Annotated in this window: 29 protein-coding genes, 1 pseudogene and 1 CRISPR repeat array; of the genes and pseudogenes, 12 read left to right on the top strand and 18 right to left on the bottom strand. The window is 44.3% G+C overall.

The annotated features are described in order from the left end of the window. Position 1: 1 nt before the first annotated feature. Positions 2-616, bottom strand: coding sequence for a 6-phospho-3-hexuloisomerase (gene hxlB, locus JCM16159_RS07855; RefSeq protein WP_054857472.1), 615 nt, complete (start codon positions 614-616; stop codon positions 2-4). Positions 617-779: 163 nt separating this feature from the next. On the opposite strand from hxlB, the gene speD reads away from it, so the two are divergent. Beyond that, on the top strand, positions 780-1220 hold the full coding sequence (gene speD / locus JCM16159_RS07860; protein ID WP_054857520.1) for an adenosylmethionine decarboxylase: 441 nt from the start codon (positions 780-782) through the stop codon (positions 1218-1220). 33 nt (positions 1221-1253) lie between these two features. Here the strand turns inward: speD and JCM16159_RS07865 are convergent, their stop codons facing one another. The 6 genes from JCM16159_RS07865 to JCM16159_RS16175 are packed head-to-tail and all read right to left on the bottom strand — an operon-like array spanning position 1254 to position 3702. Further along, on the bottom strand, positions 1254-1856 hold the full coding sequence (locus tag JCM16159_RS07865; RefSeq protein ID WP_054857473.1) for a hypothetical protein: 603 nt from the start codon (positions 1854-1856) through the stop codon (positions 1254-1256). Then, the gene (locus tag JCM16159_RS16155; RefSeq protein ID WP_243666345.1) at positions 1846-2364 is read right to left on the bottom strand and encodes an ATP-binding protein; all 519 of its coding nucleotides are present in this window, start codon (positions 2362-2364) and stop codon (positions 1846-1848) included. The genes JCM16159_RS07865 and JCM16159_RS16155 overlap by 11 nt, the downstream gene beginning before the upstream one ends. Further along, entirely contained in the window at positions 2334-2576 is a 243-nt protein-coding gene (locus tag JCM16159_RS16160; RefSeq protein ID WP_243666346.1) for a hypothetical protein, read from the bottom strand. Before JCM16159_RS16160 ends, JCM16159_RS16155 begins: the two co-directional genes overlap by 31 nt. Before the next feature lies 1 nt (position 2577). Next, the gene (locus JCM16159_RS16165; protein WP_243666347.1) at positions 2578-3186 is read right to left on the bottom strand and encodes a DUF87 domain-containing protein; all 609 of its coding nucleotides are present in this window, start codon (positions 3184-3186) and stop codon (positions 2578-2580) included. Continuing rightward, positions 3183-3563, bottom strand: a complete 381-nt coding sequence (locus JCM16159_RS16170; protein ID WP_243666348.1) for a hypothetical protein — start codon at positions 3561-3563, stop codon at positions 3183-3185. Before JCM16159_RS16170 ends, JCM16159_RS16165 begins: the two co-directional genes overlap by 4 nt. Next, positions 3523-3702, bottom strand: coding sequence for a hypothetical protein (locus tag JCM16159_RS16175; RefSeq protein ID WP_243666349.1), 180 nt, complete (start codon positions 3700-3702; stop codon positions 3523-3525). Before JCM16159_RS16175 ends, JCM16159_RS16170 begins: the two co-directional genes overlap by 41 nt. A gap of 183 nt (positions 3703-3885) precedes the next feature. Between JCM16159_RS16175 and JCM16159_RS16180 the strand changes: the two genes are divergently transcribed. The 3 genes from JCM16159_RS16180 to JCM16159_RS16190 are packed head-to-tail and all read left to right on the top strand — an operon-like array spanning position 3886 to position 5455. Beyond that, entirely contained in the window at positions 3886-4287 is a 402-nt protein-coding gene (locus tag JCM16159_RS16180) for a DNA methyltransferase (RefSeq protein WP_243666350.1), read from the top strand. 5 nt (positions 4288-4292) lie between these two features. Further along, positions 4293-5075, top strand: coding sequence for a hypothetical protein (locus JCM16159_RS16185; protein ID WP_243666351.1), 783 nt, complete (start codon positions 4293-4295; stop codon positions 5073-5075). 26 nt (positions 5076-5101) lie between these two features. Then, positions 5102-5455 (top strand): hypothetical protein, encoded by a 354-nt coding sequence (locus tag JCM16159_RS16190; RefSeq protein WP_243666352.1) that lies wholly within the window; start codon positions 5102-5104, stop codon positions 5453-5455. A 98-nt stretch (positions 5456-5553) separates the two neighbouring features. On the opposite strand, the gene JCM16159_RS16195 is transcribed toward JCM16159_RS16190, so the two are convergent. From JCM16159_RS16195 to cobA, 4 genes are all read right to left on the bottom strand, one after another. Next, positions 5554-5769, bottom strand: a complete 216-nt coding sequence (locus JCM16159_RS16195) for a matrixin family metalloprotease (RefSeq protein ID WP_367834402.1) — start codon at positions 5767-5769, stop codon at positions 5554-5556. Beyond that, positions 5721-5879 carry a hypothetical protein gene (locus JCM16159_RS16200; RefSeq protein WP_243666353.1) on the bottom strand — a complete coding sequence of 53 codons (159 nt, stop codon included), beginning with the start codon at positions 5877-5879 and terminating at the stop codon, positions 5721-5723. The genes JCM16159_RS16195 and JCM16159_RS16200 overlap by 49 nt, the downstream gene beginning before the upstream one ends. Continuing rightward, positions 5876-6070, bottom strand: a complete 195-nt coding sequence (locus tag JCM16159_RS16205) for a hypothetical protein (RefSeq protein WP_243666354.1) — start codon at positions 6068-6070, stop codon at positions 5876-5878. The genes JCM16159_RS16200 and JCM16159_RS16205 overlap by 4 nt, the downstream gene beginning before the upstream one ends. Positions 6071-6193: 123 nt before the next feature. Further along, complete coding sequence (gene cobA, locus JCM16159_RS07885) at positions 6194-6955, bottom strand: uroporphyrinogen-III C-methyltransferase (RefSeq protein WP_054857474.1); 762 nt, start codon at positions 6953-6955, stop codon at positions 6194-6196. Between the two features lie 71 nt (positions 6956-7026). Here cobA and JCM16159_RS07890 point away from each other — a divergent pair, with 71 nt between their 5' ends. Beyond that, entirely contained in the window at positions 7027-7428 is a 402-nt protein-coding gene (locus tag JCM16159_RS07890) for a 6-carboxytetrahydropterin synthase (RefSeq protein ID WP_243666412.1), read from the top strand. Here JCM16159_RS07890 and JCM16159_RS07895 read toward each other — a convergent pair. Both JCM16159_RS07895 and JCM16159_RS07900 read right to left on the bottom strand, forming a co-directional pair. Further along, positions 7415-8740: a hypothetical protein gene (locus tag JCM16159_RS07895; protein WP_054857475.1), complete on the bottom strand. Its 1326-nt coding sequence runs from the start codon at positions 8738-8740 to the stop codon at positions 7415-7417. The two genes, JCM16159_RS07890 and JCM16159_RS07895, sit on opposite strands and share 14 nt — an antisense overlap. Before the next feature lie 61 nt (positions 8741-8801). Further along, positions 8802-9887, bottom strand: a complete 1086-nt coding sequence (locus tag JCM16159_RS07900; protein WP_054857476.1) for a hypothetical protein — start codon at positions 9885-9887, stop codon at positions 8802-8804. 44 nt (positions 9888-9931) lie between these two features. Between JCM16159_RS07900 and JCM16159_RS16210 the strand changes: the two genes are divergently transcribed. After that, positions 9932-10087 (top strand): hypothetical protein, encoded by a 156-nt coding sequence (locus tag JCM16159_RS16210; protein WP_243666355.1) that lies wholly within the window; start codon positions 9932-9934, stop codon positions 10085-10087. Further along, positions 10069-11091: an amidohydrolase family protein gene (locus tag JCM16159_RS07905; RefSeq protein ID WP_243666356.1), complete on the top strand. Its 1023-nt coding sequence runs from the start codon at positions 10069-10071 to the stop codon at positions 11089-11091. The genes JCM16159_RS16210 and JCM16159_RS07905 overlap by 19 nt, the downstream gene beginning before the upstream one ends. Here JCM16159_RS07905 and JCM16159_RS07910 read toward each other — a convergent pair. Further along, positions 11084-12835 (bottom strand): glycoside hydrolase, encoded by a 1752-nt coding sequence (locus JCM16159_RS07910; RefSeq protein WP_243666357.1) that lies wholly within the window; start codon positions 12833-12835, stop codon positions 11084-11086. The two genes, JCM16159_RS07905 and JCM16159_RS07910, sit on opposite strands and share 8 nt — an antisense overlap. Before the next feature lie 109 nt (positions 12836-12944). On the opposite strand from JCM16159_RS07910, the gene JCM16159_RS07915 reads away from it, so the two are divergent. The 3 genes from JCM16159_RS07915 to cobB all read left to right on the top strand — a co-directional run bounded on the left by JCM16159_RS07915 (position 12945) and on the right by cobB (position 14666). Continuing rightward, entirely contained in the window at positions 12945-13184 is a 240-nt protein-coding gene (locus tag JCM16159_RS07915; RefSeq protein WP_054857478.1) for a hypothetical protein, read from the top strand. A gap of 4 nt (positions 13185-13188) precedes the next feature. Next, on the top strand, positions 13189-13695 hold the full coding sequence (locus JCM16159_RS07920; RefSeq protein ID WP_243666358.1) for a glycosyltransferase: 507 nt from the start codon (positions 13189-13191) through the stop codon (positions 13693-13695). Between the two features lie 197 nt (positions 13696-13892). Then, entirely contained in the window at positions 13893-14666 is a 774-nt protein-coding gene (cobB, locus tag JCM16159_RS07925; RefSeq protein ID WP_054857479.1) for an NAD-dependent protein deacetylase, read from the top strand. A 67-nt stretch (positions 14667-14733) separates the two neighbouring features. Here the strand turns inward: cobB and JCM16159_RS16215 are convergent, their stop codons facing one another. The 3 genes from JCM16159_RS16215 to metG form a co-directional block, all read right to left on the bottom strand. Continuing rightward, positions 14734-15123 carry a hypothetical protein gene (locus tag JCM16159_RS16215; protein ID WP_243666359.1) on the bottom strand — a complete coding sequence of 130 codons (390 nt, stop codon included), beginning with the start codon at positions 15121-15123 and terminating at the stop codon, positions 14734-14736. Positions 15124-15260: 137 nt separating this feature from the next. Beyond that, a complete protein-coding gene (locus JCM16159_RS16220) occupies positions 15261-15923 on the bottom strand; it encodes a pitrilysin family protein (RefSeq protein ID WP_243666360.1) in 663 nt (220 codons plus the stop codon). A gap of 35 nt (positions 15924-15958) precedes the next feature. Further along, positions 15959-16297, bottom strand: a complete 339-nt coding sequence (gene metG, locus JCM16159_RS07935; protein WP_054857480.1) for a methionine--tRNA ligase subunit beta — start codon at positions 16295-16297, stop codon at positions 15959-15961. 80 nt (positions 16298-16377) lie between these two features. Between metG and JCM16159_RS07940 the strand changes: the two are divergent. Then, a pseudogene (locus JCM16159_RS07940) lies at positions 16378-16790 on the top strand (DUF1947 domain-containing protein); the annotation flags it as partial. Next, positions 16788-16901, top strand: coding sequence for a hypothetical protein (locus tag JCM16159_RS19085; protein WP_367834403.1), 114 nt, complete (start codon positions 16788-16790; stop codon positions 16899-16901). The pseudogene JCM16159_RS07940 and the gene JCM16159_RS19085, both read left to right, overlap by 3 nt. A 67-nt stretch (positions 16902-16968) precedes the next feature. Continuing rightward, positions 16969-18062: a CRISPR direct-repeat array (repeat unit 25 nt; unit sequence CCTTCTATTCTCTTTAGAGAATATC). 297 nt (positions 18063-18359) lie between these two features. On the opposite strand, the gene JCM16159_RS07945 is transcribed toward JCM16159_RS19085, so the two are convergent. After that, on the bottom strand, positions 18360-19103 hold the full coding sequence (locus tag JCM16159_RS07945; RefSeq protein ID WP_054857481.1) for an RIO1 family regulatory kinase/ATPase: 744 nt from the start codon (positions 19101-19103) through the stop codon (positions 18360-18362). Positions 19104-19158 lie beyond the last annotated feature (55 nt).

A 19158-nucleotide genomic window follows, 5' to 3' on the forward strand; every position in this document is an offset into this window, starting at 1 on the left:
CCTAGGGCACTTCTATATTTGCATGTCTCGTCTTTATCTCATCCTCAGTCTTATTAAGCCTATGCATTAACTCCGCAATTACCGCGTCTAGGAGGACCATTGCCGTATCCTCGAACAGAGTCCCCAGGGGTGCTAATGGCTCATGAAGACCGAGTATCTGTCTCGCGAAGTAATCATCCATCTTAGCCACCTTAGTCCTACCTGGGACTTGAACAATTAAGTCGGCATAGCTGGCCAGTGGCGAATCCTTATAACTCGTTATTGCCACTACCATAGCCTTCATCTTCTTAGCGGCCTCCGCAGCGGCCACTACCATAGTCGTCGTACCACTACCCGAAATAGCCACAACCAAGTCACCCGCACCAACACTGGGCGTTATGGTTTCGCCAAGTACGTAGGACCTAAAACCAAGGTGCATAAGTCTCATTGCGAATGCCCTACCCACAAGCCCCGACCTACCCGCGCCAACAACAAGGACCTTCCTTTCACTCTTATAAACATTTATTAAAGAATCTATGAATAGCTCGATATCATTAACATCAATAACATTGAGGGCATTCAAAATAAAATTTCCAATCTCCACATACGCACTCTTAAAATAATTAAGCTTCTCCATTCCAACAAAAGAATGCACCTAAAAGTATTTAACACTTATCCCCGCCGATTCTGCACCATGCATGTTATTATTTATTTAAGGTATTACCGCTAGTTTTCAAGGGGATATGTTTATATATGGGTTGGGTACGCATTACTCAAAAAAACGTCCAATATTGGGGAAAATGACGACCCAAACCCTAATAGAACTGGGGGGCAGGGAGAAAAATGCATTAGTGTATGGGGTACACGTATATGGAAATTTATATGGTTGCAGTAAGGAATTACTTAAGGATGAGGTATATCTATTAAAGGTCGTTAAGGAGGCGGCAGATGTTGCTGGCGCGTTGGTTGTTTCAACGTTTTATTACAAGTTTGGGGTTAATGGTGGGATATCCGTAGTTGCCATAGTTGCCGAGAGCCACATATCAATCCACACCTGGCCCGAGCATGAGTATGCCACGGTAGACGTATACACCTGCGGTAGCCACACAAACCCAATGGCTGCCTTCGAGTACATAGCCAAGAGCTTAAATGCCAAGAAGGTCGAGGTCTTCATGTCAGATCGGTCATACTACACCGATATTAAGGTTAGCAGTGAAGATAAAGGTGAGAACGTGAGTTGAATACTACTTATTGGCATTTCCTCTCAAAATTATTCATCGTTTTTCCATTATTAACTCCCTAGAAACAAAGAGTTGAAATAATTTAATCGGCCTAGGTAATCCTTGGCGTAGAACCAAGGCCCTATACTGCCCACTCAATAACCACAGCCTGCTTAATGACCTTCGTCTAATACGCATCCTAAGAGCATTAGCTAGTTCAAAGCCACTAATCCTAGTAGCCCTAATACCAAGTCTCTCAAGCTCGGATGTGAACTCATGGTAAGAACCCCTATCAACGCCAACCATGTATTCATCCGCCGACATCAAGACAATAACCCTATACCTAGAGAACAGTTTAATCAATGCACGCGCCCTGGTCAAGGCCTCCTCAAACGAGGAATCAAATGTATACGGTGTACTTAATACCCTAAGACCCACAATTTCCCTACCATTTACTTCAATACCTTCCAACCCAACCCTCACAGACTCCACAGGGTCTCCATTATTAATGAACAACCTAACCCATACCCTAAGGCCGATTAAGTCCTTAATCAAAATGAGGAGTATTAGAGTATTGATAACGATTAAGTAAGCCCTATGGTCAATGACGTAGGTAGCGATTGCAATAACGATAGCGATAATTAACCTAATCCTCACCAATAACCACCCTCGAAAGCAACCTGTAATACTCAGGATCCTTCCTCGCAGCCAATTGAATAATGGACCTAACATCATAACCCAACTTCCTACCCAACTCAATTACTTGAGGAACAAGTACAGGATTCAGCGAACGCCCAAACCTCCTAATCATGGCACCAACGTAGTCCTGATCATCAATTCTCTCGAGCATTTTCCTATAAATAATGTCCGAAGTGATTGGGTAGTTACCTCCCTGATTACCCATTATGTATGCCTTAACGGTAATGCCATCACCATGACAATAAAACTCAAGTGGTCTCAACCTAATGATACCCTCCTCATTAACACCAAGCAAATCCGCAGTCTCAATAGCCGACCTACCATTAAGCTTAAAGACAGCGTAGTGACCAACAATGTCAAGCACATTCCTCTTAACATCGAGTGGGTCCTGAGTCACGAGGATAAGCGTAGCACCGTCATGCCTACCCTCCCTAATCAACCTCTCAATAATCGACTCACCAACCACATACCTATTGAGAATTCTATGAGCTCATCAACAATAATGAGGGAGTTGCTCAACAAACTGCTAAGCACCTCAAGAAACGTTAGTGTGAATATCACAGCGGCGAGTTGGGATACGTAGTATAACGGTGCCATGTTTATGACCAATAACCTAGACCGAACAGCACTATTACTTAGTGCATTCCTCATGAGCGCTGTTATCATAATCTTCCTCAACCTACGCCTTCACCGCAGAAATAGCGTTTAAGTAATCATTCCTCCTTAACTCCTGCTCAAGACCATTTAACGCCACGTACAGATCCCTCAAAGTATCCCTATCGCCTAATCTATCAAGAGCTTTCTCAAGGACCTCAAGCTGAATGAATGAGAAACCGCCATTATCACTCTCGCCATACATGAGAGCTGCAGCTTGAATCGCCATTGAGAGCAATTCGCTGGCTCTATGCCTGGGTAACGTTAATGGGTTTACGGCAATGTCCACCCCGGGTATAGCCACGTAGCCGCGACCCGCCAGGTATAACGAGTACTCACCCGTTGGATCGAAGATTACGATTCTGTTAAACGTATTTCTTTGGAGTACATCGTTTATTAGCAGCCTCACGAGCGTGGTCTTCCCAGAGCCCGTGGCGTCAAGTATTATTAAGTGTCTCGTTAAGTCTATGTCTATTGGGTAGTAATTGCTCATGAACATGTGACCCGGCCTTGGCGATGGTTTAAGGGTTAGGTCCATGTTATTCCTGAGTCGTTGTAGAAATGCCTTATTGCTGCATGTGAGTATGTCAGTTTTTCCGTGAGTGCTTCCTCTTAGGAATAATGAGTACCTCACTGGTTATTGCTTAGCTTGCACATTGTTATTATAGTGGGTGTGGAGACCTGGACCTCTGGTATTGCCTTTACCTTAACTTCCGAGAAACTCATTGATACATTATCGATTACGCTAAGCGTTATTCCTGATGGTAATGGTTCCACGTAATCAACCCACTTATTGAGTAAGTGCCTTATCCTATCCCTATGTATAGCTGTGAATAGCGGGATGTGAGCCGGCGTGTGCAGTATTATGAGCCCCACCTCATCCCTTATAACCGTGATCCTCAGCCCATCGAGCATCTGAACCAGGTCCCAAGCATTTACTTCCTTCTTTATGCGGAGTCCAATGATCAGTTTATTGCCTATCTTCAGGAAGCTCGAGTTCAAGTTCGACATTAATTACCACCTCTTCCATACTTTGTTTTAATGTCCTTACGTTGGTAATCGTTACGTTATTTCTTTCATTATTACTAATACTTAATAGTAATAACCAGTTTAGGACCTTAATGCCTATGGTGTTTACCTCATTTACCATTATTTTTACTAAACTATTCGTGCCGGCGGTGATGCACTTAATCTAGTGCTTTGATGAGGATGTTGCTAGTCGTAAAAATAGATGGGTCTTTCAACGCGGCATAGCATAATGTTGGTTGAATTTTAGAGAAGCTATTAAATTCGAGGGTCTTTCCTAGTGAAGTGAGGGTTGGGTGAGGGGACCTTGTACTTAGTTGATGAGCAGTATGAGATTCAGAGTGCCGTGGATAGGAAGGGTACTTCTTCGTATTACACTAGTCGTGATGGCTTAGCCGTAATTAGGAGTTTCCTTAAGGGGTTGAGTGAGGAGTATAGGAGGGACGTGGTGGTTATGGATCCGTTTGCGGGTTCGGGGGTTACATTATCGGCTATAAATGACCTTGTTAGGCCTAGGAGGGTGATAGCTATAGAGATTAATGAGGGACCTTGCGAGTTAGCCCGTAGAATTCTATCCTCATTATATAGTGATGTTGAGGTGATGTGCGGCGATGCTTTAGGGTTGCATGGAGTTATAGGGCTGACCTCATTATTACGAACCCACCCTTCGTTAGGTGGCACCTGGTTCGTAATAGGGGTGAGTTGTTAAGGTTGGTGGAATCGATGGGTTATGGGAGGTTTATAGTAAGGAGGGATCCTGGTCTTCATGTTCTCTCGTTTTTCCTGATAGACCACATACTTAGGGATGGTGGTTACGCAATTCTCGTGATGCCGGCGTCCACGTTTTACACGGAGCAAGGTGAGGGGGTGAAGAGGTTGTTGAAGTTGAGGTATGACGTGATAGGGCTTGTTGAGAATAGGGTCCGTCCGTCGTTTAGCGATGGTAGTGGCTTTAAGGAGTTGATAATCTTCGTCAGGAAGAGGGGTGGTTCGGCAGGTTTTGTTGGTGGTTTAGATACGGAGACGGGAATTTACTACTATGAGTGGGATTTAAGGAGGGTTGGGGCAATAAACCTACGGAGATTACCTGCCTTCGCGGATAGGAATTGGCTTAGTCTATTTGATTATGAGAGGGCGAGTAAGCTCATTTCGGTGGTTGAGGAGACTCTGGATAATGGTTTACTACGTTACCTGAGTAGGGATGAGATTGTTAGGGGTGTTGAGATGTATGGTCCTGACTTCTTCTTCATACCCAATGCTCACTGGTTCATTGTGAGGGAGGACGAGGCATCAATTACCATAGGTAATAAGGGTAATGGCATGAGACTTGTAATACCCAGGAAGTACCTGGTCAAGTGCCTGAGGAAGCCTGAGTACTACGGCGATGGGATATACGTAAGTGACCCGAGATACTACGTCCTCTCAATAAGTGAGGAGCCGGAGGGTGACCTTAGGAAGTACATTGAGTGGGGCGTGAGTATGGGCATCCCAGCCTGAAGTTTGGGGATAAATGGTACCAGCACGTGTGGAGGCAGCTGCGGGTTAAGAGACCGTATGGTTACGTATTTATTCACGATAAGGTGGACTTAAGGAGGCATGAAGTCATCGCTAATTATAGTGACAAGCCGTTGTGCGCTTCGAAGGATTTCTACATAGTTAGGACGAATAATCCATTAATCGCCGCTTGGTATAACTCATCGATATTTAGGGAGTTATTGGCTGTGTTCGGGAGGAAGATTTCGCAGACATGGACGAGGTTGCTCGAAAATGATTACTTAGCCATCCCCGTCCCATCAAGGGCCATGAGTGTGGATTTACAAGACATGAGTGATGTTGATCGTGTAGTAAATGAGTACTTGGGATTATCTATTCTTTAGGTTCATTGCATGTGGCGCATTGCATGCCTTAGGTGCCCTGGAAATCCTGGTATGGGTATTAATTCCCTTCACTACACGCATTTTGTGGTGATTATTAATCATCGCAGTAATGAGCGTAACCTTGCCATGCATCTTTGGCAGTATCCTGGGCCCTTTCTGTCTGTGTCCTCTATCGTATTGCTGAAGTACATGACGCACCTGGGGTCTGCGCAGTGGTCTAGCCCGAAGGAGTGCCCTAATTCGTGGAGTACCTCCTTGAGTATCCTTAGGTGGTAAAGTGATTGCTCCCCGCGTAGTCTCTTCGTGAATACCAGGCCAGCGCCCCACCTATCTTTGCAACTCCGAATACGAAGTTTAACCCCTCCACATAACCATCATCGTTTATCACGAGCACTATCTTGTCGAACCTCTCGTAACCCCTCACCCTGGCTCCAGGTAATCAAGGAGCGCATCAGCCCTTATTTGACCCCTCCTGACATCCCTGAACTGGGACTTCAGCCCCTCGAAGTCCGTCATCCTCATCTCAACCCTGGCTAAATTACCTAGGTAATGCTCAATCTGCCTCGGAAAGTCGCTTGGGAGTTCTACCTCCGTTAATACTAGGATCCTCTTCATGACTTGAATTAACTTCCCTAGCCAGGGCTTTAATGCATAACCTGGGTCAGCATGGGCGCAAGCTCGTCACGTATCCGCCACGCTCGTGCCTCATCACCTGTGGTTTATTCATAGTACCTTTTATTAAGCATCCATTTCGAAGTTTATCCCCGCAATTTTCATAGCCTTTAATCCCTCACGTACGACATCCCCAACCACTATCACGGAGGGATGCTCCACACTTACCTCCCCAGTGGCTAACTTACCCACCGTTGTTATTGTGACCCTGCTATTCCCCATGTATGCCCTCGTTATTATTGCCACGTATGTCCCTGGGTCGAGGCCACCCTCAATCAATTCCTTAGCTATCTCGCCTATCCTCGATGCGCCCATTAGTATTATGATTGTATTAACGGCCTTAGCCAATTCCCTGAAGTTCACGAATGCCCTGCCCTTCCTCGGATCCTCCATGCCTGTCACTATGGCCACCGAGCTAGAGACGCCGCGCAAAACCGGCGGTATTAAGTAGGCCTCCGGCGCGGCTATGGCTGAGGTCACCCCTGGAATGACCTCACAGGGTATCCCAGCATTTAGCACGGCAATGCACTCCTCAAAGCCCCTGCCAAATAGGAATGCATCACCGCCATGTAGTCTAACTACGATCTTGCCACTGCCTGCCTCGCTCATCATAACTCTTATTATCTCGTCCTCCTCCATCGTGTGCCTACCCGGCTCCTTACCTACATAGATTAATTGTGCCCCCTGACGCACATAATTCAGGGCTGACCTGGGTATTAACCTGTCGTAAATCACCACATCAGCATTCCTCAGGGCCTCGATACATCTCAGCGTCAGTAGCCCCTCGTCACCAGGTCCTCCTCCTGCAATGATGACCTTGCCAACCATCCCCATTAATCTATGGGAAATGCATTTTTATGCGTATTATTGTAGGTATTCGTGGTTGAGTCTACCTGCCTATCCATGAAGTTCATGTTCTCTGGAGCCATAGGGTTAGGTTTAGTGATGTTTATGGTGGTGTTCATGGGCATAATTATGACATCACGATAAGGCTCTGTGTTAGGGGTAGGAGGATGCTCGTGACTGATATTGATGGGATTAGGCGTGAGGTCCAGGGTATCGTTAATACCTTCGATGGTAAGTACATAAAGTCAAGCATGGAAAATACCCAGGGATTAATGCCCAGCGAGTTTGTCGAGGTACCCTGCATACCTGAGGGAGCCACTGGTGAGTGCGTTGCTTGGTACTTCATGGATAGGGTGACGGAGATCTTGAGGAAATTGGGTATTAATGACGTTACCGAGGCTCAGGTAATTGTCTGTGATTCACCGATTAATTGCTTTGAGGCTAAATCTTCTTAATTGTGCGGGACAAGCTCTCGCTGGTTAGTTCCTGAATCTTTATCGTATCTACATTCTCCTCAATAATACCATTTTCACCACCGACAAGTAGTGCCTTGACGGACCTAAATACGGACTTAGCCTTGTTAAATACCGTTGGATCCACATTGTCGTCCTCACCGTCGGTTATTATTACCAGTTTATAATCCCTCAGTGATGGTTTCTCCAGGGCATCCTGTACCGCGGCCCTAACGGCATTTGTTATGTCCGTACCGCCCAGTGGTATTAATGAGAGGAGCATCTTTATGACATCATTCTTATTCGTTAGCATTGGGTATACCTGCTGGTCGAAGAACCTCACGGCTAAGTTCCCACCCTTCATGGAGAGTATTACGGCCAGGGCCGTGGCCCACGTGATCTTACTAATGGCCCCCACCTCGAATATGTTTATATTAACCGTGTAGAACATCGAGCCGCTCTTGTCAATTAGCATGTAGATCTTTGGCTTCTTGACGGCCCTCCTCTCCCTAACCAGTACATTGCCCATGGCCAATTTATACGCGAATACTGGCTTGGCGAATTTCATTAGCATCCTCTCGCTTGGTATCATGTCCCTGAGCTCTGACGCCCTTGTCATGCGTTTAACCCCGCCAATTGTACCAACCTGCTCGGCATCCACGTCCTCGATAACGTCCACCGTGTATCTGGTGTCCACGATCAACCTAATCAGTGAGTTTAGCATTGAGATTAACCTTAGCCTGTATGGGTCAATGTCCGTGCTTAGTAATATATCCGCTATTTCATGGCCCACGGAATCCCCAAAGAGCATCTTAACCTTGTTAACCGTCTCGCTCACCTTCTTCATACTGCCAACGTAGAAGTTTATTAATGACCTAACCTCCCGCTCTAGGTTCATCCTACTCTCCCTGGATGATGCGTTCTTCTGGTCCATGGCGGACTCAACCATCTGCCTAAAGGAGTCATTCCTATCCATCTTGCTCAGTATACTATTATACACCTTGAGCAGTTTAATCGCCATTACCCTGGACAACCTACCGTTCAACCTGGTTATCCTGGATACGTCACCGTAGGCCTCGCTCCTGATGTACGTGAATACCACGAATCTCCATAACGACGTCTCCAAATCCTCATTGCCAGTGGGTATTCTGAGTATTGGTTGTCTATAGTGTACGTAGAATGAGTCAGCCAATACTTCGTGTTTCATCTTATCTACATAACTTATTGACCGCTTACGTGCCTCAATGAGAACCTCCCTTATCCTGTACCTGGTGAGCGGCTCCTCATAATCAACGTTAGCTAAGATGCCAGGCACTATTTATTATGTGGCTGGGTCATTAATAAAGCTTATTAATTAACTTATTAATTGTGATCACCTATATATTGTATAAATTCAACACTAACTGCTCAAGTAATCCGCGTAATGCATTGAAAACCATCTCATAACCCGCATCAAGCAGTAGATAAGCCGTATTATTAAGCATTATTAATGAGTAAATGTAGGAAACCCAATTGAGCAGCTTAATACCTCTGGTCAACACCTGAAGACTTAATAATCTATTTCTTCTGTAAATAATCTTAGCAGTCATATCGGCATCGCTCGAGTGATAGGCCACCTTAGATGATGATAAGTCCCTAAATATCGCCTTTAATTCATTCCGTGTAAGCCCTATTGATAGGAATGCCCAGTTACGGGAGAAGCCTACCTCAAGACGCGGCATTAATGGCAGCGAATCAATAATGCCCAAGTCCCTTAGCGCCAGTAACTTTCCCATCATTATTAATTGATAGTCCCTATTAACCACATATTCAATGCCACTTAACGAATCCCTTAATTTGAAACCCCTACCGATGGTTAAATTGCCTTCACCGAGAGTACCCACCATTGGCTTAATCACCTCATAGTCAGTGGATAGGCACCCTCCAGTCTCCGCACTACCATTTATTGGTAGGGATTTGAGGACGTCATCGTCGATTGCCATTGACGAACCCGTAATAGCGGACCCACCAAGATCTGTTATAAGCAGTAGCGACTCGGTATTCTTACCTGCATCATTCCCATTAATCACATAATGACCCGGGAATAGGGTGGCCCTATAAATACTTATGCAATCACCTGAGTCTCTTGGTAACATCTCGGAGCCCACCACGATCCTATCATACCTACCCATAATGCCATGTTCATTCACTGAATCCACCACTAATACCTTGCCTTCATTAATCATTACCGAGCTCAACCTCACACCCAATATACTAATCCCAAGTATGTCCTCGAGGTACTCCCTAGTGAATAACTTAATGGACTCCCTGTTTATGATATTAAGCGATGCATGCGGTATTAGGTCCGTCACTATTACATCACTCTGGCTCTCCGTGAGTACTGTAACCTCGTGACCATCCTTAGCCAGGTACTGTGCGTAAATGGCCGTCCCCGGGTTTAATCCTATAATCGCTATTCTCATCAAATAAAGCATTAATTTAATTACTTAAACTTCATTTTCCTCGAATGCGTAGGTTAAGTATTAAGTCAGCAATCGCGTTAGTTGATCAGGAGTTGCGGCCCATTAGGGATACCGTTATTGATATCTCCGATGATGAGATAACCGGTATTGGGAGGATCCCAGGCAGTAATAACGTAGTGACTTGGGAAATACATTACTAATACCGCAGTTAACCAATGCGCACGTACATGTACTTGATTACTTCCTAATGGACATATTCAATAAGTACTACATTGATGATGTGGTTGGTGCACCGTACGGCCTAAAGTACTATTACCTACGTAGAGTTAACCCTGAATCGTTAAGAAATGGATTGGCCATGGTTTTCCGTAGAATTAGAAATTACGGCATTGGTTGTTTATTGGCCATCATTGAGTATGGCAGGTTATTTACGGACGTAGTAATTAACGAAGCTAGAAGGGTAGGTTTATGCATAATACCGCTGGCTGAACCTAGTGCATTTAGAGTTTATGTTAAACCTGGCGAGGAGGAGGATGTGGATGAGGGATTTGAGGATGATGTTAGGTACTTCGTTGATAATGGGCTTGGTGTATCACTTATATCGCCACTTAACTACACAATGGCTGAGTTAAGGCTTGTCTCTAGGTTGAGTGGTTCACGTGGACTACCAATTAGTACGCATGTGTCTGAGACCGAGGATACGTACCTTGATAACGACCTAGGTAGGGCATTAACCACCCTAGTGACTGGTAACACCGTATTCGTACATTTAACGCAGTTAAGTGAGGAGGACTTGGCAAAAATACCCACACTACCCGTGGTCACGTGCCCAAGGTCTAATATTGAGTTTGTTGGTAGGTTGGCGAGGGTAGGTGCAATGTTGAGGAGGGGGTTGAAACCATTAATTGGCACTGATAATGTCGCGTTAATAGAACCCGATCTTTGGGATGAAATGAAGGTAATGAGACTTCTAATGAATGGTGAATTGAATTCACACACAATACTTAACATGGCCACCTCCTGGGCTTGGTCTTGGGGCTTCGGCTACATCATAAGGGAGGGAGAAACCATGAGGGGTGTAGCTCTACGCATTGGGTATGAGAACATGAGCCTGGACTATGTGTATGAATACCTAACGACCCGCATATCCAGCGGGGATATTGTGTACTTAATCGATGGCTCAAGCATTACCAGGATCACGTAGCCCCACGCACTATCTTAATGGCCTTCCTAATCCGATACCTTGTTTTTGGCGTCAGTAATGATATGACCATGTTGTTGAAACCATTAATCCTAATGTACTCGGAGGAACCCGCCTGGACCTTAATGCCGTATTCCATGTATGTTTCAGGTGTCTCAACGCCTAGTATTAGGCTTGCGTCTTTAATCCAGTTATTACTTATGATGACCTCCATTTGACCATCCCTTAAACCAAATCCCATCCTCAATGAATTAAGCGCATTCTCAACCCTACTTACCACGTGGTATGTCCACTCACCAACGTGATTGACGTTTACGAACTCTGCCCAATAATAATCACTATCAAGCACCATCGCCAGGGACATCCTCAACTCCTCATCTTCGCCGAAGACTTCCTCGTAGATTCTCCACCTGTCTATCGCCACCTGAGCCATAGACCAAAGCCTTGACTGAACATCAGCCCTCTCGCTAACCCACTTGGCCGGTGAGCCTAGCCATGATGTTGTTGGTATTTCTTTGATCTCATCATGAAACTCCTTAATGGTTGATGGCCTAATGGGTGTTATGTAACCATCAGACCTAGCCTGTGATAAATACATCATTATTTTCTCAAGCAGAAGTGCAGCGTATGGATTTGGTGTTGGTAATATCATCCAGTTCTCACCATCTAATGCTACCGTCACCACCCCATCCCCAACATAGTTAGATCTCATCATTAGTTCAATGATTAGTCTCCTTGCATTGACATCGGCTTCCTGGGCATTACTGGCCTTGTTCAGTTGAAAACTCAGTAAGTCACTGAGTGCTGTATCCCTGAACAGTATTATTAGGCAGTCGTGCCTATAAACCTTGTATATGGAACTCCTGTCCTTAATGACCTCACTCATGTGATACACACTATCGAGTACTGTAAACCTAATACCCTCATCACATAGTATGCCCTTTAACTTCTCAGAGAAGTAGAGCTCCGGCAGCCACATACCCACCGCATCCACGCCCAGCACCTTCTTAGTGACCTCCTTACCCCTGCTTAACTCCCACCGTAGTAAGTCGTCAATACCAAACCGCTCAACCAGGTAACCAGCTATGGGGTGCGCTATGAAGCTCGTTAGTACCTCTATGACACCATCACTTGCTAATTTCGAATACGTGCCAATCGCCTCCCTAATTAGGGCTGTCCGTGGGTCCCAAGGACCGATATACTCGGCTAAGTCATTATCCTCAATAAACGCACCATTACTTAGTAAGTCATTCCATTGCCACAGCAGGCTTGGGCTTAGGTTATAAGTTATAGAGACCCTGTACTTATTCACTAACCTGGCATGCAGTAGGTAGGGACCCACATCATAAATTGGGTAGAACTCTGGGGACCAGGTGTGTTGGAACGCCCAGGGTCCGTGATAAATGCCGCTTGGGTATTTATGGATTGGTTGATGATTGTGGAATACCATGATAAATCTTAATGGAGCCTCCGGTTTATTAATGACCATTAGCGGTACCCTGGCCTCCGACCCGCAGCACTTGGCGTTAATTTCGTAAATACCAACATTGGTTATCCTTATGTAATCCACAACCTCTGACTCGGGAGGTATTACATGCAATACCCGCTTAGTTATTTCCTGGGAATCCTTAATCACCGTTAGTTCAACATCCTCCCCACTGGTTAATCCCTTCACCACTACATTGATTGCTATGTCCTCACCTGGTTCGTATAGCGCCTTATTCGTTATTAATTCTATGGACACCATCTTCACTACGGATTAGGTAATTATATAAGTGCTTCTTGTTGTTTCAGTTCCTAATCCACGGACCAAGAATAGAGAAATTTATTAATATGGAAATTGATCAATAACTTTTGTGGAGGTTGGTTATGAGTCGAAGATAAGGACGATAATGCAGACATTACATTCATTGGCCGCCATTGATAAGGAGAGGGCAATAAGACTTGAGGATTTGGCCAGGATTGTTGGACTAAGGGTTGATGAGGTTCGGAGCATTGTCGACAGGCTTAAGGTGCTTGGTTACGTTAATACAATTAATGATTCCGTACACCTAACATCAACTGCAATAATTAAATTAAGCAGCATTTACTGTTGAGCCTGTGGTTAAGGTTTTACATATATCGACCGAGTACCCACCGCACAGGGTCATTGGTTCACTGGCCTTCCAAGTCAGGGACCTAATTATGAGCCTATCCAGTAAATACGATATATACCTAATACACCCAGCTAATTTTGATGGTAATTACATGGATGGCAATGCGCATGTATACGCAGTGAGCGATAGGTGGTTTAGTGACGTGGTTACGTACATGCACTACCTACTGGTTGAGATACTGTCTAGGTCACCCTACGTAATACCCAGGGATGCGGATTTCGTGCATGCCCATGACTGGATCGCGGCGGTTATTGCCAAGGTTATTTCGCAAAGGCTTAAGATACCATACATAGTCAGTGTGTACTCCACGGAACCCCTCAGATCTGGCGACGACATAAGCCTATTAAGCCTAGCAATAAGGGATTGGGAAAAGTACACCTTCTCCTCGGCGTTCCGTGTAATTGCCCATAATAAGTCAGCGTATGAATCCCTCAGGTTCATTACGGAATAAACGCGGTTGAAATCAGGTCTATTAATGACGTTAGGGCTATTTACGAAGAGATCAGTCACCAACGCGCTCATCAGTGACTTCAGTCCGTCGTCAGTTCATCACAACCTAAGTAATTTTGTCACACCCTTAATAAATCCCATTGCTTCGCTAGGATTAATACTTAATAACTTATTAAGTAGTTATGTCCACTGTTTATTATGAGCGAAAAACAATGCAATACTGAGGATATTAAGAAGGCCGCCGATATCTTGATCAATGCACACCACGCAATAGCCTTCACGGGCGCCGGCATATCCACAGAATCAGGTATACCTGACTTCAGGGGTCCACAGGGGTTATGGAAACAATATAGCCCTGAACTGGCAAGCATTGATTACTTCCTACAGCATCCAAAGGAATTCTGGTTATTTTATAGGATGAGGATGAGTACGTTATTCGCGGCTAAGCCGAACAGGGCACACTATGCCGTGGCCGAGCTCGAGAAGATGGGTATTATCAAGGCGGTCATTACGCAGAATGTTGATGGATTGCACCAGGCAGCTGGGTCCAGTAACGTGATTGAACTCCATGGCACAATGAGGAGGGCGGTGTGCCTTGCCTGTGGCCGTACGTACCCGATGGATGTCGTTATCAAGAAGATAGATAGTGGGCAAATACCGCCACTCTGCGATGAGTGCGGCGGTATTCTCAAGCCAGACACGGTGTTATTTGGCGAACCTGTTAAGGATTTTGACAGGGCCAGAGAACTAGCCTTAATGAGTGATGCAGTCCTAGTCATTGGTTCCTCACTATCTGTTTATCCCGCTGCCTACGTACCAATATTTGTTAAGGAGATGGGTGGTAAAGTAATTATCATTAATATGGAACCCACGGAGCTTGATTACATCGCCGATGTTATCATACAATGCAAAGCCGGCGACGCAATGACCCTGCTACTTAAGGAGATTAAGGATAGATTGGGGATACAGTAATACTCTAATAATATGATTATCTGTAATGCGTATACGTAATGTTTACGTATACTGAAATACGTAAATATTATGAGGGTATTATTTCAGACCATACGCCAGTAGTTATTAGATTCTTCGGGGAATCTCTAAAATGCTCTTTAAGTCCCTCATTGAATTTAGTAACATCGTGATTTCCAAGTTTCAACTCCATATAGCTCATGGACTCGGCAATCTGAACAGGCCTACGCAAATAATCACTTAATAAGTATTTAAGATAATTCATTCGCTTACTTAAATAGTACTCATCTCTGAATAAATTATCAATACTTAATAATGCATTAATCAACTCTTCCTTTACAGGTTCAATTCCCCCCTCATCAACTGCCGATATGACTAACTGGTAGTAATAAGTACCTGGTAGGTAATCTCTATCCATATCTATTGTATATGTTAGCCCCTTATTCCTGAACCTCGACATTAGGTATGAACTAAGCCCGCTCACCAGGTGGAATTCCAGAAGTGATGACTTTATCGAGAGTAGGAATGGGTCCTCATTGTTTACGTTGTACTGCCAGGAATACGATAAATAAGCAGACTCAACGGGCTTCTTAATGATTATGGGCCTCCCTCACCAATTGTTGGTTCCTTTTTGCGGTTTGCCTTACCATCCCACTTATTGAAAATTTCCATTATTTCATTAATCGCCATGTTTATAGGACCCACCATGCTTATCACGATGTTATCCGGCGTATAGTACGACTCAAGGAAATCCACAATATCCCTTACAGTCATTGATGAAATACTTTCCTCAGTACCAATAATCGGGGCTCCATAATCACTATCTCCAAACAATGCCCTGGGCCCTAGGTCGTAAATCAGCGTACCTGGGTCATCATTCCTCATCTTTATCTCTGAAAGTATGACCTTCCTCTCCCTCTCAAAATCCTCCTCGCTCACTCTCCTGTTACTGAGCATCTTATGAATAAGTCTCAGTAAATTCCTCAATTCACTTGGTATTACCTCGAATAGGTACATGGTGAGTGTTCGCTCTGTATACGCATCAGACACACCTCCAAGGCCCTCTATCTCCAGGTCAATGTTTGGGTACGCCCTATAAACAATATGCTCAGCGAAGTGGCTTATACCCCTCATATCTTTATCTTCGTAAATTGATCCTATGCCCACCCCAATGGCTATTCCCACAGTTGGAGCCTCAATCCTACTCAGTAATAGTCTGAGTCCATTATTTAGAACGTATTGTTCTATTTCCACCGTCATCGATTTTAAAAGGGGAATTTAAAGCAATACACCTTTCAACAAACCCTCTTGCCCACTTGTTCATCCTGTGGCTTATCAATCGTTATTATCGTAGGGTTTTTCTCATCGCATGAAGCCAGTATCATTCCCTGACTCTCATAGCCAAAGATCTTCCTACTCTCCAAATTCGTGACCACGACCACGTACTTATTAATTAGATCCTCAGGTCTGTAAAACTCTGCAAGTCCTGTAATTATTTGTCTCCTCTCGTCACCAACATCGACAATAAGTCTCAATAATTTCTTTGAACCCTGAACCCTCTCCGCATGTATTACCTTACCAACCTTAAGCACTACCTTTTCAAATTCAGCCCTTGTTATAGTTTCCGTCGACACAATAACAAAGGCTAAATACCCACTATTAAATATTGAGTTACGTACTAAATACTTATTAATGAGCCCTGTAGATACTACCTGTGGTTAAGAGATACTTCCTTAGCAATAAGGACATTAAGGAATTAAGCAACGCAGTTGGTGAACTAGGCCCAATATTCAGGAACGCCAAGAAGGTTGAGGTTTATGAACTCAACGAAGCAACAACTGTATACGTAATTGATGATAAACCACTGGTGGCGAAATTAACCGTAAAAGTTGACTCAAACCAGAGGGAATACGTAATACCACTACTAATGTACTTCTACCTAAACCCAACGTACATGCCCAACTATCCAATGATTACCGTCGACGACGGCGCAGTGCCGCACATAGTCAATGGAGCAGACGTAATGAGACCAGGCATTAAGGACATAAGCGGCAACTTTGGTGCCGGTGATGTATTACTAATTAGGGATCTTAAGGCAGGTACATAGCCATTGGGATATCGCTCATGACAGCCGACGAAATAAGAAACGCAAGCAAAGGCAAAGTCATTAAGGTAATACATCACCTAAATGATAAATTATGGAACCTCGCAAAGGAATTGCTCAAGACACAAAGCTGACACATCACTAAGTGCTCTTATCCTTACCTACTCTTATCCTATCAATCAGAGAACTTTATATCGCATACCTTCTATTCTCTTTAGAGAATATCCGAGGTCGTTGATGAAGGCATTAAGTGGGTTGACACGGTGAAAAAAAACTCCTTCTATTCTCTTTAGAGAATATCTGGAACGCCTTCCCAGCGTTCACGGCACCAACCGAGACAAACCTATACCTTCTATTCTCTTTAGAGAATATCACGCAACACTACAGGTGTTCTATGTCCTAATCGCCACAGCAACCTTCTATTCTCTTTAGAGAATATCCTGAATTAAGCCGAAGCTGAATTGTACGTAGCCGTCCACAGCAGGCGCCTTCTATTCTCTTTAGAGAATATCTTCTCCCTCCTTGATGTCACCAACAAATGCGAAGCTACTGCCGTCCTTCTATTCTCTTTAGAGAATATCTTGGTGAATTCGGGAAGTTACTAAGGGAGCAGGTGCTGGGCTTCATTAGGCCTTCTATTCTCTTTAGAGAATATCGTATTGACCCAGGGCAGAGGTGGTAATGACTATGGGATTCCGCCCTTCTATTCTCTTTAGAGAATATCGGGCCGAAAACGCATATGCCAATAGCCTAGAGCTAATGAACATGATACCCTTCTATTCTCTTTAGAGAATATCTCACGTTGTTGTTTGGCGCCATGACAACACTCGACATATTAATCATCCTTCTATTCTCTTTAGAGAATATCGGGCAACGATACTACCCATTGCCGAGGGGTTTGGCTACGCAATTATTGCCTTCTATTCTCTTTAGAGAATATCGGAGACTCAATCGTGTATGCAATTGACGCGAATGTGAACACGTCATCCTTCTATTCTCTTTAGAGAATATCACATAGACTTAATGCTTATCGTGAAGAAACCACTCATTATGTTCATCACCCTTCTATTCTCTTTAGAGAATATCGTTCTGCCAATTACTGATATTGAGCCAGACCTCATACTGTTTAAGCCTTCTATTCTCTTTAGAGAATATCTGGTGTGTACGTTAGGGTTGTGGCCGTAGTTGTGTTGTTACTGCTTCCTTCTATTCTCTTTAGAGAATATCCATGATGTGAGGGTCTACCATGACTATGTCCACCAGGAGTTCCCCTTCTATTCTCTTTAGAGAATATCTGAGACGTTACTATTTAAGCTTACTTATAAGTCTTTCTTCGCATAACGCTTATGACTATCGGAACAGGTATGCCCACGAACATGCATGGTGCATGCTTGTTCTCACGGTGTGCCTTATAAGCTCGTCAATGTTCTGTTGTTTGCGTTCTATTTCACATGAACATGCCTGTTCCCACGACCCTACCACACCACCAACCACTTCCTCCATCACAATCAATTCCGCATAAACGCGGGTGTTCCTACGTTTATGTAGATTTTTCGTAGTCTGGTTCCTGGGTTTATTTGTTGGGCTGTGAATTACCTGTGATTGTTTAGGAGGTTTAGTATCTTGAGTATCTGCATGAAGTCTGTATCGTTTCTCGTGGATTTGTATCTCTTGATTGTATTTCGTAGTTCTTCGAGGTTTATGCTTGTTCCTATGGCTAATTTAACGCGGTGTTGGATGAATCCCCTGCCCATTATTAGGGCGTTTAGTAATTGGGCTACATTACTAACCCTACTGTTTAGGCTGGCGCTTTCGAAATCGATTATAAAAGCCTTATTGCTGCTAATGATTATGTGGTCCTGCGGCTTACTTAATTCATTATGCGCCAGGCCTATGGAATCTAACCTACGGCATTGCCAAAGGAGGTCTGTGAGGATGGCCCTTATTTCCGCCGGGCTCGCAGTGGTTATGTACTTCTGTATGGGTATGCCATTTATCAACTCTATAACTAGTACGTTGTCTGTGTACTCGAATAGCCTTGGCCCAACACCTACGGAATTCGCAAGCCTTAGGTAATAGCCCTCATTTAGCAGGTTTGGCCTGGGTGAATCAAAGCGCCTAACCTTGCAGGCATAATAATTATTGCTAATTCGGCATTTAAATACAAGACTATTCTGGCCCTTACCCAGTAGCCTAAAGCCCATGAACTCGACAGCTCCGTCATTAAGGACTTCAGTCACGCCTAGTCTCGATAGTTCCCCGAGTACGAGATCTACGTAGCCCCTCGGGCAGTTAATGCGTTCACATATCCCAGTGAATACCTCGTAATTAGCCATTGAAGTAACTTAATTAATGGCATTAATATTAAGTAAACTAATTGATGAGGAAGAC

Origin of the sequence: Vulcanisaeta sp. JCM 16159 (assembly GCF_001316265.1) — an archaeon.
Lineage (GTDB): Archaea > Thermoproteota > Thermoprotei > Thermoproteales > Thermocladiaceae > Vulcanisaeta.